Origin of the sequence: Acidibrevibacterium fodinaquatile (genome assembly GCF_003352165.1) — a bacterium.
GTDB classification, from domain to species: domain Bacteria; phylum Pseudomonadota; class Alphaproteobacteria; order Acetobacterales; family Acetobacteraceae; genus Acidibrevibacterium; species Acidibrevibacterium fodinaquatile.
Genome location: NZ_CP029176.1, coordinates 2,361,872 through 2,376,291, shown reverse-complemented (window position 1 = coordinate 2,376,291; position 14,420 = coordinate 2,361,872). Strand labels below are relative to the sequence as shown.

The following is a 14,420-nucleotide window of genomic DNA, read 5'->3' as shown; positions in this document are numbered from 1 at the left end:
GGATGGCATGTCCAGCCCGGCCGGGCATGACCCGGAACGTTTCGCCGGCATCACGCGCGATTATAGCGCAGAAGACGTCGCGCGCCTCTCGGGCAGCTTCCGCGTCCGCCACACGCTCGCCGAAATGGGCGCGCAGCGGCTTTGGCATCTGCTCAAGACCGAGCCCTTCGTTCCCACCCTCGGCGCGCTCACCGGCAATCAGGCGATGCAGCAGGTGAAAGCGGGGCTGAAAGCGATCTATCTCTCCGGCTGGCAGGTGGCGGCGGATGCCAATCTCGCTGGCGAGATGTATCCCGATCAATCACTCTATCCGGTGAATTCGGTGCCGTCGGTGGTCAAGCGCATCAATGGCGCCCTCCGCCGCGCCGATCAGATCGCGCGGAGCGAGGGCGATGTCTCGACCTATTGGATGGCGCCGATCGTCGCCGACGCCGAGGCCGGGTTCGGTGGCGCGCTCAATGCCTTCGAGCTGATGAAGGCGATGATCGAGGCCGGCGCGGCGGGCGTGCATTTCGAGGACCAATTGGCCTCGGAAAAGAAATGCGGCCATCTTGGCGGCAAGGTTCTGGTGCCGATCAGCCAGCATATCCGCACCCTCAATGCCGCCCGCCTCGCCGCCGACGTCGAGGGCGTGCCGACCGTGCTGCTCTGCCGTACCGACAGCCACGCCGCGCAATTGTTGACCACCGATGTCGACGAGCGCGACCGGCCATTCCTCACCGGCGAGCGCACCGCCGAAGGGTTTTTCCGCATCCGCCCCGGTCTTGGCGTCGAATATGCGATCGCTCGCTCGCTCGCCTATGCGCCATACGCCGATCTTTTGTGGTGGGAGACCAGCGAGCCCAATCTCGAGGAAGCCGAGCGCTTCGCCAATGCCATCCACAAGCGCTTCCCGGGCAAGATGCTGGCCTATAATTGCTCGCCGAGCTTCAACTGGCAGAAAAAGCTCTCGCCGGAAAAGATCGCCGGTTTCCAGGCGGCGATCGCGAGCATGGGCTACAAATTCCAGTTCGTGACGCTGGCGGGTTTCCACAGCCTGAACCATTCGATGTTCCAACTCGCGCGCGGCTACAAGGAACGCGGCATGGCGGCCTATTCAGAGCTGCAGCAGGCGGAATTCGCGGCCGAAAGCGAGGGCTACACCGCAACCCGTCATCAGCGCGAGGTCGGCACCAGCTATTTCGACGCCGTCGCGCTGGCGATCTCGGCGGGCAAAGCCTCGACGACGGCGATGGCCGGCAGCACCGAGACGGCGCAGTTCCACGACCACGCCGAAACCGCTGCCGAGCACGATCAATACGACCACGGTATCGATCACGCCCATGACTGGGCGCGCAACGCCGCGATCGCCAACGCCTGAGCCGGCTAAAAAGCTAAGAAAGACTCTTCTTTTTCTGAAGAAAAAGAAGCGAAAAGACTTTCTTTCGTTTCTCGGAGCGGGCAGTGCCGCAGGCACTGCCCCACTGGGAAAAGTTCTTTTTTTCAAAAAAGAACCAGTTTCTTCTTTAACATCCCTGCCAGACCGGCGTGCGCTTTTGCAAAAAGGCGTCGATCCCTTCCTCGGCGTCGCGTGCCAGCATGTTCCGGGTCATGGTTTCGGCAGCGTAGGCATAGGCGGCTTCGAGCGGCATCTCGGCCTGGCGATAGAAGGCTTCCTTGCCGATCGCGACCGTCAGCGGGCTTTTGCCAGCGATCTTGCCGGCGAGTTCGGCGACCGCCTGATCGAGCGCCGCCTCCGGCACCACGTGATTGACAAGCCCGATGCGGAGCGCTTCGCGGGCTTCGATCATCTCGCCGGTGAGCAGCATCGCCATCGCCGCCTTGCGCGAGACGGCGCGGGTCAGCGCCACCATCGGTGTCGAGCAAAATAGCCCGATATTGACGCCGGGGGTCGCAAAGCGCGCGGTCTCGGTTGCGATCGCGAGATCGCATGTCGCGACGAGCTGACAGCCGGCGGCGGTCGCGATGCCGTGGACGCGGGCGATCACCGGTTTCGGCAGATGGGTGATCGCGAGCATCAGCCGCGAGCATTGCGAGAATAGCGCTTCATAGGTGGCGCGGTCGGGGGTCGCGCGCATTTCGCGAAGATCGTGGCCGGCGCAGAAAGCTGGCCCGGCGCCACCGATCACCACCACTTTTACCGCCTCATCGCGCGCGATCGCGGCGAGTTCGGCCTCCAGCGCGGTCATCAGCGCGATCGAGAGGGCGTTGCGCGCGGCGGGGCGGTTCAAGGTGAGGAAGGCGACGCCGTTTTCATCACGGCGCAGCAGCGGCGTGGTTTCGGTTGTGGTGGTGGGATGCAAAAGCGTGCTCATCGGTCAAATCCATACAAAATGGCGGGGTTATCGACGAGGATACGCCGAACCGCGGCATCTGTCCCGGCCCAGTCGTAAAGAAGGTCGAGGAGAACGCCGTCATCGGGCATGGCGCGGCCTTCGAGATGGGGATGCGGCCAATCGGTGCCCCAGAGGCAGCGCTCGGGCGCGTGCGCGATGAGCGCGCGCGCCGGCGCCAGGAGGTCGGCGTAAGGCGGCCCTGAGGAACTCCGATAGCCGCAGAGTTTGACCCAGGCGCGGCCGGTATCGAGGAGGCGCCGCAGCGCCTGAAACGCCGGATCCTCGGTCCCGGCGGCGGCCCGTATCCCGCCCATGTGATCGAGCACCACCGGCACCGGAAGCGCCGAAAGCCGGGGCGCGAGTGCGATCAGCGCCGCGCCGTCGACATAGAGCTGCAGATGCCAGCCGAGCGGCGCGATCCGGGCGGCGAGCGCCTCGATTTGGTCGAGCGGCGTGCCGTTGCCGCTGACGGCGTTGAACCGAACACCGACGACGCCGCCGGCTTCGAGTTTCGCGAGTTCCGGCGCCGTGACGGCGTCATCGATCACCGCGATCGCGCGTGCGTTTGCCCGGCCGAACGCGGCGACGGCATCCAGCGTGCAGGCATTATCGGTGCCGAAAATGCTTGCCTGCACGACGATCTGGCGCGAAAGCCCGAGCACCCCGGCCATGGCGCGATAGGCTTCGATGCCCGCTTCCGGCGCGTCATAGCTGCGCCCGGGGCTGAGCGGGAAACGATCATAGGGGCCGAAGATATGGAAATGGCAGTCGGTCGCACCCGAAGGCGCCCGCGCGCGCGGCGCCGAGGGTGGCTTGGGCGGCGGGCAGAGCGGGCGCTCAGTCGGCATGGTTGGGGGCGGCATCGGCGGGCTCCGGGAGAGGGGCATTGTCGAGGGCGCGGCCAGCGGTTTCGGGCAGCATCGCGAGCGCTGCCAGCATCAGCGCGCAGGCGGCGAAGCCAAAGAGCGCGATCGCCGGGCCAAGCCCGAGCCGGTCGGCGAGAAAGCCAATCATCGCCGGAAACAGCGCCCCCGCCGCGCGCCCGGCGCTGTAGCAAAAACCCTGCCCGACGCCGCGCACCGCGGTCGGGTACATCTCGGTCATGAACGGCCCCATCGCCGAAAACATCATGTAGAGAACCACCCCGAGCGGCAGGCCGAGCAGCAGGATCATGTGGTCGTCGAGCGGCAGGAAGAGATAGAGCGGGATCATCACCGCCGAGCCCAGCGCCGAGATCGCAAACGTCGGCTTGCGCCCGAGCGCATCCGCGCAATAAGCCCCGAGCACGAAGCCGAGAAACGCGCCGAGGATATGGAGCAGGAGATAGCCCCCAGTATTGACGGCGGACAAGCCGCGCACGGTCTTGAGATAGGTCGGAAGCCAGGTCGAGACGGAATAATTGCTCGCCTGCGCGCCCATCACCATCAGCGAGATTTTTAGCGTCCGCGCGAGATAGGGTGGGCGTAGCACCGCGAAGAATTGCGCCATGGTCTCGCGCCGCGGGGCTTGCGCGCGATAGAGAGCGGGTTCGGGGACATAGCGGCGCAGCCAGAAGACGAGCCCGGCCGGGGCGAGGCCGATCCAGAACAGCACCCGCCAGGCCAGCCCCTCCGGCAGGGTCGCGAAGGCCAGCGTGTAGAGTATCGCCGCTGCCGCCCACCCCACCGCCCAGCCGCTTTGCACCAGGCCGACGGCGCGGCCGCGATAGCGATCGCGGATGACTTCGCCCATCAACACCGCGCCCGCCGCCCATTCGCCGCCGAAGCCGATGCCCTGGCCGGCGCGGCAGAGGAACAGCGCGCCGAAATTCCACGAAAATCCGCTGAGAAACGTGAAACCGGCGTACCAGAGAATGGCGATTTGCAATACCCGCACCCTGCCCAGGCGATCGGCCAGCGCGCCGGCGGCCCACCCGCCGAGGGCTGAGGCGAGTAGCGCCACCGTCCCCAGCAAGCCGGCCTCGCCCTTGCTGATCCGCCAGGTCGCGAGCAGCGTCGGGATGATGAAGCTGTAGACCTGGACATCGAGCGCATCGAGCACCCAGCCGCCGAAGCAGCCGATCATGGTGCGGCGTTCGCGCGTCGTGAGGTCGAATAGCCAGAGGCGCATCGACGTTTCTCCCCGCCGCCAGTGGACCGGCGGAAACTGGACTTGTCAACCGCCGAGGCTGATCAGGCCGCCATAGACCCCGAGCGCCGCGGTCAGCGCGGTGACCGCGACCACCACCCAGAAATAGCCGCCCCGCAAGCGATGGCCGGCCGGCAGCGCCCGGGCCGCGAGGGCGATGAGAAACCCGAGCACCAGCGGCAAAAGCAGTGCGTTCATCACCTCGACGGCGATATCGAGGCTGACGAGATCGGGGACGATCACCACGATCAGCGCGCCGGCGATGATGATCGCGGTATAGATGCCGTAAAACCATGGCGCTTCGCCGGGCCGATGAGCGAGCGAATGGCGAAACCCGGTGACCTCGCCCCAACCCCATGCGCCGGCCAGCGAGGCGACGATGGCCGCGACCATGCCGGCACCGAGAATGCCGATCGAAAACACGAGACGCCCCCAGGCTTCGCCGAGATAGGGGGTGATCGCCCGCGAGAGTTCCTGCACGGTGTCGAGCTTGGCATGGGGATCGAGCCGGCCGATCGTCGCGGCGGCGGCCACCAGGACCGCGGCCATGATGAGCTGTGTCACCACCGCCCCGATCGCCGTATCCCAGCGCGCGGCGCGATATTCCTCGGGCCGCAAGCCTTTGTCGGCGACCGCCGATTGCTGGTAGAACACCATCCAAGGCATGATCACGGCGCCGATATTGGCCGCCGCCAGCGTCATGTAGCCGTGGTCGCGGAACGGGATATCCACTATCCCGCCGAGCAGCGCGCCGGCGGCCGGGTGGCTTGCCCAAGCGATACCGAAAAACGTCAGCTCGAAAGCGCCCATCGCCAGGGCGACGCGTTCGACGCGCGCGTAAGACCCGGTCCAGACGACGACGAGCAAAATTGCCGCCGCCAGCGCGACCCCCGCGAGCCGCGGCACGCCGTAGAGATCGCTGATCCCGGCGACACCGGAAAACTCGGTGAGCAGGGCGCCAGTGGTCGCGATGCTGAGGCCAGCGACCGAGACATAGGCCCAGATTTTGCCGAAGTTGTCGCGGATCAGCTCGCCATGTCCCTTGCCGGTGAAAATGCCGAGCCGGACCGTCAATTCCTGAACGATATAGAGGATCGGCATCAGAACGAATTGCAGCGCGAGCAGCCGATACCCCCATTGCGCGCCGCTTTGCGCCGCGGTGATGACGCTGCCGACGTCGGTGTCGGCGAGCATGACGACGAGCCCCGGACCAGCGACCGCGAGGAACTGCGCCAAGGCGCTACGGGGCGGGATGACGATCTGCGACACGGCGCTCTCCTCGCTCAATGCAACTGAGAGCAATTCGCAGTTTTCGTCGGCGCTGTCGAGGCATAAACCGGATTTCGGCGCTAAGGATATCTCCGTATGGCGATCACGTCGCGATTCCGCAAAAATGAAACGCTAGTCAACAAAGTGATCAAGGCTGGATGTGACGGCGATGCTTTCGGCGGCACCAACGCAAAGGGTGATGGACTGTCCCATGTCTTCGGTGCGCGGCGGCGCGATTATTCCTCATCAGGGCGTGGTTTGCCTGATCGGCGAAGACGCGGCGGTGCGGGATTCGCTCGCGGCGTTGCTGCAGGCGCATGGCTATGGCGTCATCGCCGAAGCCCGTCATGACCGCCCATCGCTTCTGCCGATGAGCGGGGTGTTTTGCGTCGTGCTCGATCCCCATCGCGACGGCTGTGGCGAAGCCGAGGTGATCGCTGAAACCCGGGCGATGTTTCCGGATTTGCCGATGATCGCAATTAGCCACGGCCTCGGCCAGCCGCTCTCCCCGGCGACGCGGGTGGAGAGCGTGCTCGAAAAGCCGCTCGCCCCCGAGCGCTTGCTCGAAGCGGTGCGGCGGTTTCGCCAGGGCCGCGGCCCCGCCGCGCAATAATGCCGCGCCCTCCGTACTTGTACGGATCGGATCATTCCTGATTTCGAGGGCTCGACGGGTTCTTTATCACGGCATCAGAACGCAACAGAGAGAGGTCACCGCGCTATGCTCGCGCTATCGTCCGCCCGGACCGTTGCCCCAGTGTTTCGCCCAACTCATCTCCACGCCGTGCCGCAAGAGGCGGCGGCGCTGCCGTTGTCGCGGATCGCCCACCCGCTGATCAGCGTTGCCCGTGATGGCGAAATTTTCCCCGAGGCGAGTGCCGCAACCCATGTCTATCAAGTCATTTCCGGCACGCTCCGCACCGCGAAGCTGCTCGCCGATGGCCGGCGCCTGATCGGCGATTTCGTGTTTGCCGGCGAGTGGGTCGGGTTCGATGGCGGGCCGCGGCATTTCTATGCCGCCGAGGCGGTGACGGATGCCCGCCTGCTCTGCTTTTCGCGCCGCGATCTCGAACGCCTGATGGCCGAGGATCATGAGGCGGCACGCACCATCCAGGCTGTGCTGTGCGACACGCTTTCCGCCGCGCATGAGCGGATCGTCTCGCTTGGGCGCAAGACGGCGATGGAACGCGTCGCCGGTTTTCTCGTCGATGTCGCCGAGCGCCTCGGGGGCAGCGGCAAGACCGGTTTCGTCCTGCCCATGTCGCGCAGCGATATCGCCGATTATCTCGGCCTTACCGTCGAGACGGTGAGCCGCACCCTCGGCGATCTGCGTCGCCAGCATGTCATTCAGATCGCTGACGTGCATCAGGTGCAGATCATCGATCGGACCTCGCTGGCTGCGCTCGGGGGGGATGAATTGCGCCGCTACTGCGCCTGAACGGTGGCCGCGGCGATGGCGGCGATCCCGGAGGAACAGCGGGCCAGCGCCGCCTTTCTCGAGACGCTCGCCGGGGCGGCGCCGCACGAGACGCATATCTCCGCCGTCTTCGTCGGGCGGGACACGGCGTGGAAGATGAAGAAGGCGGTGCATCTTCCCTATCTCGATTTTTCTACGCTCGCGGCGCGGCGGCATTTTCTCGGGCGCGAATTGGCGCTCAATCGCCGCACCGCGCCAGGGATTTATCGCGATGTCGTTGCCATCCGGCGGGCGGCGGATGGCGCGCTCGGGTTCGCCGCCGGGGGCGAGATCGTCGAATGGGTGTTGCGCATGGCGGCGGTGCCGGCGGGCGATTTTTTCGACCAAGTGGCGGCGCGTGGCGCGTTCACGCCCACACTCGCGCGGGCGCTGGCCGATACCGTCGCGGAATTTCATGACGCTTTGGCGCCGGTCGTGGGCTGGGATAGCCCCGGCGCCTTCGCCCGCCTGATCGCCGAGAATGATCGCGCGGCGCGCGCCGCCGGGCTGGCGCCGGCCGAGATCGCCGATTGGGTGGCGCAAGCCACGCGGGCGCTCGACGCAGGCCGCGAGTGCCTTGCCGCGCGCGCTGGCGCCGGCCTCGTGCGCCGCGCCCATGGCGATCTCCATCTCGGCAATGTCTGTCTCTGGCACGGCCGGCCGACGCTGTTTGATGCGCTCGAATTCGACGAGACGCTCGCGACCATCGATCTCGGCTATGACATCGCCTTTCTGCTCATGGATCTCGACCAGCGGGTGGGCCGCGAGGCCGCCAACTGGGTGTTCAACCGCTATGTCGGGCGCCGCGCCGATGTCCGGCTGGTCACTCTGCTTGGGCTTTTTCTCTCGCTCCGGGCTTTGGTGCGGGCGCATGTTGAGGCGGCGCGGGGTGGGGCGGCGGGTGGCTCTTATCTCGCTGCCGCGCGCCGCTATCTCGCGCCGCCGGGCGCGGGCTTGGTGCTCGCGATCGGCGGCCTGCCGGGTAGCGGCAAATCGACGCTGGCGCGCAGGCTCGCGCCCGGGCTCGGGCCGGCGCCGGGGGCGCTGGTGCTGCGCAGCGACGACATCCGCAAGCGTCTTCATGGTGTCGCGCCGGAAACCCGGCTTCCCACCTCCGCCTATGACCAGGCGGCCAATGCGGCGGTGCAGCGCGCCCTTTTCGCCGCCGCCGTCGAGGCCGCGGCGCATCACGTGGTCATTCTGGACGCGAGTTTTCTCGACCCCGCATTCCGCGACGCGGCGTCGGCGACGGCGGGGCGGCTCGGGGTGCCGTTTGTCGGCATTTGGCTGGAGGCGCCGCACGATGTTCTCGCGGCACGGATCGCGGCACGCCGCGATGATGCCTCGGATGCGACGCTCGCGGTGCTGGCGCGGATGATCGCGACCACGCCAACGCCGCCGCCGCTTGCGCCGGGCTGGCATTCTCTCGACGCGAGCGATGGCGAAAGCGCTGTGGCGGCGATCCGCGCGCGGCTTCCGCCTGCCGTGCTCAGTGTGACATGAACACCGGCACCGTCATTTCCTGAAGCAGCCGCCTTGTGATGCCGCCGAGCAGCATTTCGCGGAAGCGCGAATGGCCATAGGCGCCAACCACCAGGAGATCGGCGCTGGTGTCGAACGCCTCATTGAGCAGCACGTCGGCTTCGCCGATTTCCTTGGCGACGGTGTGATTGGCGATGGCGCGAACGCCGTGGCGCGCGAGATGGAGCGCGATGTCGGCCGCCGGCACCCGCTCGTTCGCGTTTGTGCCGGATTGCGGGTTGATCGCCAGCACCGTCGCGCTTTGGGCTTTTTCGAGGAGCGGCAGCGCGTCATTGACCGCCCGCGCCGCTTCCCGCCCGCCATCCCAGCCGATCAGAATCCGCTCGCCGAGACTCGGGAAATTGCCGAAGGCCGGCACGATCAGCACCGGCCGGCCGCTGGTGAACAGCATGCGGGCGATGAAATCGGTGCTTTCGGGCGGGCGCGGCGCTTGCGGGTCGTCCTGGCCGATGATGGTGAGGTCGGCATAGCGGGCATGAAGTGCGACGGTGGCCGCCAAACGCCCGTGCACGAGGCGCCATTCGCCCTGAAATCCGTCTTGGCGGCGGCGTTCATTGAATTGCGCCTCGGCTTGCGCCGCGCCCTCGCGCACCCCTTGTTCGAGGCGGCTGACCAGGGCATCGGCGTCGGTCGCGTCGGCATAGGCGAGGGCGGAGGCTTCGAGCCAGCTCGGCAGCGAGGTATCGGCGACATAGAGCCCGGTAAGATGGGCGCCGTGGCTGACCGCGAGGCGGGCGGCGAGATCGAGGCGCACCGGGTCACGCAAGCCGCCGTCGAAATGCACCAGAATGTCTTTGAACGGCATGGAAAAAACCTCCGGTCCGGGGGTGATGACGCGCCATCATGCGGCATCGATGCGCGCGCGCCATGATCTGCCTCAAGGCGCGGCGAAAATCGCGGCGCGATCAATCGTCTTGGCGTTTGGCGAGGCCAGAGACGGTCGCGATGAGGAGGAGGCCGGCGATCCAGCCGGACATCATGTCGAACCAGACCGCGATCTGCGTTGCCCAAGCGAGAAGCCAGTTTTTTGTGGTGAGGGCTCTCCCCGGCGCGAGCGGCGCCCAATGGTCCTGCTGGCCGAGTTTCGCGATCGGGAGCAGAACATCGAGCGCATAGAGCGGCGGGTAAAAGGCGGGATAGGCGCGCGGGAAGGTTTGGCAGCGTGTCCAGTTCGCGCGCGGATTTTTCTCGGGATTGCAGGGATCGTAGGCGGAATTCTCGAAAATCTGGGGGTCGGTCGGGCCGAACACCCGGCTATGGCCGCCGATGTCGAAGAGGAGGCTGGAGAAGGCCCAGACCGCGACGACGATCCAGAACAGCCGCGCCGGGCGAAATCCATAACCGATCAGGGCGCCGTAGAGAAAATGGAAGCCGCGCGCCGTGCGGCTTTGGAGCCATTGGGCTAAGGCGGTGCCAATGTTCTCAGCGGTGGCAGGCTCGGAAATCTCGCCGATCACGCGGCAAAAACGCTTGCGGTCCTCGAACGCGATCGCGACTTGGCGGGCGTCTTCGAAATGCCCCATGTCCCGGAGCACTTTGCGCAATTGCACCCAAGGCTGCGGGCGGAACTCGCGCGGATTTTTGGCCTTGCCGCTATGCTTCGGGTGTTGCCTGTCGAGCCACGCCAGCCTGTCCTTCGCCGTTGTCGGCGCGTCGCCGGCGAAGCGGTCATAGACGAAGCCATCGAGCGCGATGTTTTCCGGCCAGGAGTCTGTATCGTCGATGAGGTGGGCGACATGGCAGGCGGTTAGATCGACCATGCCGCAAATTTTTACTGGATCGAAAACGAGCGCTCCGGAAACCCGCATGCCCTGGCAATTGATCGCCCGGGCAATTTTATCGCTTTTGCCGAAACTTCCACCACGGCAATTGAGATCACCACCGATCTCGGCGCCGAGCAGACGAATTTCGCCCTGCGCGCCGAACGCTTTACCCATGAAGATATTTCCGCCGACCTTGATGCCTTCCGCGGTGAGGGCAGGCCCTTCCGGGTTTACGAATTTGCCGTCCCTGCATTCCAGATTGAGAGTGATTGTCGCGCCGAGCAGACGAATTTCGCCCTGCGCGCTGAACGCTTTACCCATGAAGACATTTCCGCCGACCTTGATGCCGTCGGCGCTGAGCGCCGCTCCTTGCGGCCTCTCTAATATGCCGCCGCTGCAGTCCAAATCGCCACCGATTGTTGCGCCGGAGAGGCGGATTTCGCCCTTGGCGAGAAACTCGTTGCGCAAAAACAGGCCGGAGTGACAGGTTAGCCGATCGGCGTTTAGTCCCGGCACCTTGCTGCCTGCGAGCGAAAACGCACCGCGAATTTGCGTATCGAAAAGCGCGGGGGTTTGCTCGAATTGGCAATTCGTGAGCAACAGCCCCCCGGCGATCTCGGCGCCGGACAAATCCAGCGTCCCCGTGATCCAGGCGCCCTGCACCCAAAGGCCTGTCTCGTGGACCGGCGCCTCGTCATCGCCGCCGAGGGCGAGGAAGCGGAGGAAGTCGGCGCGCACCGTGTTGCTTTCGTTCGGAGCGTCTGGGCGCGTTTCGCCAATGACCGCGGCCCCGCCCGCCGCCGCTGCCTCAAGAATTCTCTTTTCCGCCGCGTTCAGGGGCGAAAATTCGGCGAGGCTGCGGCCTTTGGCGCGTTTCCCCATGGCGGCGCCTCAATCGAGCAGGGCGCGCAGATCTTCGAGGGAGCGGAGGGTTTCGAGGAGGACGAGGCGGAGACGCTCAACCTCGGGCTGCGGGTCGCCGGCGCGGGCGGCGGGGCGCGGCGGGCGCGGGGCAGGGGGCGTGAGGCCGGGGATGGGAAGTTCGGTCTGCGCGGTGGTTTGGGGGGGCGGCGCCTCCGGCTCGGCATCCTCGGGCGCCGGCGGCGGGATATCATCGGCGAGCTTGCCGCCGCCCTCGCGCAACAGCCGCTGCACCCCCTTGATGGTGTAACCCTGGACGTAAAGCAGGGCGGAGATGCGGCGGAGGAGGGCAATATCCTCCGGCCGGTAATAGCGCCGCCCGCCGCCGCGCTTGAGCGGCTTTACCTGCGGAAACTTGGTCTCCCAAAACCGCAACACATGTTGCGGGATGTGAAGATCATCCGCGACCTCGCTGATCGTGCGGAACGCATTCGGCGCCTTGCGCGGCTTGGCCCGCCCGCCTTCGGCGCCCTCCTCCAGCGGGGGGGATGCCATCACTCCCCGTCCGGCAAGTCACGGCCGTTGACCTGGGCCTTGAGCACCTGACTCGGGCGAAATACCAGGACACGGCGCGGCAGGATCGGCACCTCGACGCCGGTTTTCGGGTTGCGCCCGATCCGGCGGCCCTTCTGGCGCACCGAAAACGTGCCGAAACGGCTGATTTTCACCGTCTCGCCAGCCGCGAGCGCGGTTGCGATCCGCGCGAGCAGGGTCTCGAGAATTTCGGCGGAGTCGTTGCGGGAGAGCCCGATCTCGGTATAGATCGTCTCGGCGAGATGCGCGCGGGTCACGGTGTCCATGCCCCGAAGCTAGGCAAAAGCCACGGCCGCGTCAAGAAATCCCTTAGGATCAGCGGATTGCCCGCCCATCGTTCCGCCTCGCGCCAGCGCGCTACATCCTGACCAGCGCCGAGCCCCAGGTGAGGCCGCCGCCGAGCGCCTCCATCAGCACGAGATGGCCCGGGCGGATGCGGCCATCCCCCACCGCCTCGGCGAGCGCCAGCGGGATCGAGGCGGCAGACGTGTTGGCATGGCGGTCGATCGTCACCACCACCCGCTCGGGGGCGAGGCCGAGCTTCTTGCCCATCGCATCGATGATCCGCCGGTTGGCCTGATGCGGCACCAGCCAATCGATCGCCGTGCGCTCGAGATGATTGGCGGCCAACGCCTCCTCCACCGCGCCCGCGAGGTTGACGACGGCATGGCGGAACACCGCCGAGCCGTTCATCACCAGCGTCCCCGGCCGCTCACGGAGACCAACGGCGCCATCGACATAAAGAATGTCGCCATGGCGGCCATCGGCGTGAAGATGGGTTGAAAGCACGCACGCCGTCGCCGCCGTCGGCGCGCCCTCGGCGGCATGGAGGAAGACGGCGCCAGCGCCATCGCCGAACAGGACGCAGGTGGTGCGGTCCTGCCAGTCGAGAATGCGCGAATAGACTTCCGCGCCGATCACCAGGACGCCAGAGGCTTGCCCGGCGCGGATCATCCCGTCGGCGACCGAGAGGGCATAGATGAAGCCCGAGCACGCGGCGGCGATGTCAAAGGCAAAGCCGTTGGTCACGCCCAGCGCCGCTTGGACGCGCACAGCGGTCGCCGGAAAGGCCTGATCGGGGGTGCTGGTCGCGAGGATGATGGCATCGACCTCGTCCGGCCCGGCGCCGGCCTGGCGCAACGCCGCCCGCGCCGCCGCAGCCCCCATCATCGCCGCGGTTTCCTCGGCGCTGGCGACGTGACGCTGGCGGATGCCGGTGCGTTCGCGGATCCATTCGTCGGACGTGTCGAGCGAGCGGGCGAGATCGTCGTTGGTGACGATCAGCTTCGGCAGATAGCCGCCGACCCCGGCGAGAACGGCATGGCGCGCCATTGGCTTAGCGTTCCGCATCGGCGAGGCCGGCGGCCGCGTCGATCGCGGGGGTTTCCCCCGCCGCTTCCGTCTTCACCGCTTCTTTTTCCGCTGTGGCCGCGAGCACGCCGCTCAGCCCCTCGCGGATGCTTTCGTTGAATTTGTGCGTCACCATGTCCATCGCGACATCCATCGCATGGGCGAAACCCTCCGCGTCGGTGCCGCCATGCGATTTCACCACGACGCCGTTCAACCCGAGCATCACCGCGCCGTTATAACGCCGCGGGTCGAGCCATTCGCGCAACCGCTCCAGGCTCGATTTCGCCAGCAGATAGCCGATCCGCGCCGAGACGCTGGCGGTGAACACCTGGCGCAGCAATTGCCCGATCAGCTTCAGCGCGCCTTCGCCGGTCTTGAGCGCAACATTGCCCGTAAAGCCGTCGGTGACGACGACGTCGGTGGTGCCGGCGGCGATGTCGTGACCCTCGACGAAGCCATGAAAGCGCGCCGCGATCGGGCTCGCGCGGAGGATTTCGGCGGCCTGGCGCAGCCGGTCATCGCCCTTCATCTCCTCCGAGCCGACATTGAGAAGGCCGATGCGCGGCGCCGGCAAGCCGAGCACGACGCGGGCGAAGACATCGCCCATCACCGCGAACTCGACCAGGTTGCGGGCATCGCATTGCACATTGGCGCCGAGATCGAGCATCACGACATCGCCGCGCGCCGAGGGCGCGATCCCGGCCATCGCCGGCCGGTCGATGCCGGGAAGGGTTTTCAGGATGATTTTGGCGAGCGTGAGCAGCGCGCCGGTATTCCCCGCCGAGACCACCCCCTCGGCCTCGCCGGCGGCGACCGCGTCGATCGCAAGCCGCATGGACGCCTGGCGGAGGCGGAGTGCCGCCGTCGGCTTGAGATCGCCGGGGATCACCTCGGCGGCGTGGCACACGGTGACGGCCTCAGCGAGGCGAGGATGGCGGGCGAGGAGGGGGGCAAGCCGGGCCTCGTCGCCAAATAACAGGAACCGCCCCTCGGGGTGGCGTTCGAGCGCGATCGCGAGCCCGGCGACGACGATGTCCGGCGCATGGTCGCCGCCCATGCCATCGACCGCGAGCCTCGGCGCCGCGCTCACGCGCGACCTGCCGGCCGAAACGCAACCAGCAACGC

At 66.7% G+C, this 14,420-nt stretch carries 14 protein-coding genes; 4 read left to right on the top strand and 10 right to left on the bottom strand.

Annotation, left to right across the window (positions count from 1 at the left end):
• Positions 1 to 7 precede the first annotated feature (7 nt).
• Positions 8 to 1,360, top strand: a complete 1,353-nt coding sequence (gene aceA / locus DEF76_RS11375) for an isocitrate lyase (RefSeq protein ID WP_114913843.1) — start codon at positions 8 to 10, stop codon at positions 1,358 to 1,360.
• Between the two features lie 145 nt (positions 1,361 to 1,505).
• Here aceA and DEF76_RS11370 read toward each other — a convergent pair whose 3' ends face one another.
• From DEF76_RS11370 to DEF76_RS11355, 4 genes are read right to left on the bottom strand one after another with little or no spacing between them, the layout of a single operon-like run.
• Positions 1,506 to 2,315 (bottom strand): enoyl-CoA hydratase, encoded by an 810-nt coding sequence (locus DEF76_RS11370; protein WP_114912424.1) that lies wholly within the window; start codon positions 2,313 to 2,315, stop codon positions 1,506 to 1,508.
• Positions 2,312 to 3,199 carry an amidohydrolase family protein gene (locus DEF76_RS11365; RefSeq protein WP_205215989.1) on the bottom strand — a complete coding sequence of 296 codons (888 nt, stop codon included), beginning with the start codon at positions 3,197 to 3,199 and terminating at the stop codon, positions 2,312 to 2,314. The genes DEF76_RS11370 and DEF76_RS11365 overlap by 4 nt, the downstream gene beginning before the upstream one ends.
• Positions 3,174 to 4,445: an MFS transporter gene (locus DEF76_RS11360; protein WP_114912422.1), complete on the bottom strand. Its 1,272-nt coding sequence runs from the start codon at positions 4,443 to 4,445 to the stop codon at positions 3,174 to 3,176. Before DEF76_RS11360 ends, DEF76_RS11365 begins: the two co-directional genes overlap by 26 nt.
• A 45-nt stretch (positions 4,446 to 4,490) precedes the next feature.
• Positions 4,491 to 5,732 carry an NRAMP family divalent metal transporter gene (locus tag DEF76_RS11355; RefSeq protein WP_205215988.1) on the bottom strand — a complete coding sequence of 414 codons (1,242 nt, stop codon included), beginning with the start codon at positions 5,730 to 5,732 and terminating at the stop codon, positions 4,491 to 4,493.
• Positions 5,733 to 5,943: 211 nt separating this feature from the next.
• Here DEF76_RS11355 and DEF76_RS11350 point away from each other — a divergent pair, with 211 nt between their 5' ends.
• The 3 genes from DEF76_RS11350 (at position 5,944) to DEF76_RS11340 (ending at position 8,688) form a co-directional block, all read left to right on the top strand.
• Entirely contained in the window at positions 5,944 to 6,345 is a 402-nt protein-coding gene (locus DEF76_RS11350) for a response regulator transcription factor (protein ID WP_114912421.1), read from the top strand.
• Between the two features lie 141 nt (positions 6,346 to 6,486).
• Positions 6,487 to 7,167, top strand: coding sequence for a helix-turn-helix domain-containing protein (locus tag DEF76_RS11345; protein ID WP_162800608.1), 681 nt, complete (start codon positions 6,487 to 6,489; stop codon positions 7,165 to 7,167).
• 15 nt (positions 7,168 to 7,182) lie between these two features.
• Positions 7,183 to 8,688 (top strand): bifunctional aminoglycoside phosphotransferase/ATP-binding protein, encoded by a 1,506-nt coding sequence (locus DEF76_RS11340; RefSeq protein WP_114913841.1) that lies wholly within the window; start codon positions 7,183 to 7,185, stop codon positions 8,686 to 8,688.
• Here DEF76_RS11340 and DEF76_RS11335 read toward each other — a convergent pair.
• From DEF76_RS11335 to plsX, 6 genes are all read right to left on the bottom strand, one after another.
• A complete protein-coding gene (locus DEF76_RS11335; RefSeq protein ID WP_114912419.1) occupies positions 8,675 to 9,532 on the bottom strand; it encodes a universal stress protein in 858 nt (285 codons plus the stop codon). The genes DEF76_RS11340 and DEF76_RS11335 overlap by 14 nt on opposite strands.
• A gap of 100 nt (positions 9,533 to 9,632) precedes the next feature.
• Entirely contained in the window at positions 9,633 to 11,372 is a 1,740-nt protein-coding gene (locus DEF76_RS11330) for a hypothetical protein (RefSeq protein WP_114912418.1), read from the bottom strand.
• Positions 11,373 to 11,381: 9 nt separating this feature from the next.
• Positions 11,382 to 11,906 carry a MerR family transcriptional regulator gene (locus tag DEF76_RS11325; protein WP_114912417.1) on the bottom strand — a complete coding sequence of 175 codons (525 nt, stop codon included), beginning with the start codon at positions 11,904 to 11,906 and terminating at the stop codon, positions 11,382 to 11,384.
• On the bottom strand, positions 11,906 to 12,211 hold the full coding sequence (locus tag DEF76_RS11320; RefSeq protein ID WP_114912416.1) for an integration host factor subunit alpha: 306 nt from the start codon (positions 12,209 to 12,211) through the stop codon (positions 11,906 to 11,908). The genes DEF76_RS11325 and DEF76_RS11320 overlap by 1 nt, the downstream gene beginning before the upstream one ends.
• Positions 12,212 to 12,302: 91 nt before the next feature.
• A complete protein-coding gene (locus DEF76_RS11315; protein ID WP_114912415.1) occupies positions 12,303 to 13,277 on the bottom strand; it encodes a beta-ketoacyl-ACP synthase III in 975 nt (324 codons plus the stop codon).
• Positions 13,278 to 13,281: 4 nt separating this feature from the next.
• Positions 13,282 to 14,385 carry a phosphate acyltransferase PlsX gene (plsX, locus tag DEF76_RS11310; RefSeq protein WP_114912414.1) on the bottom strand — a complete coding sequence of 368 codons (1,104 nt, stop codon included), beginning with the start codon at positions 14,383 to 14,385 and terminating at the stop codon, positions 13,282 to 13,284.
• Positions 14,386 to 14,420: the final 35 nt, after the last annotated feature.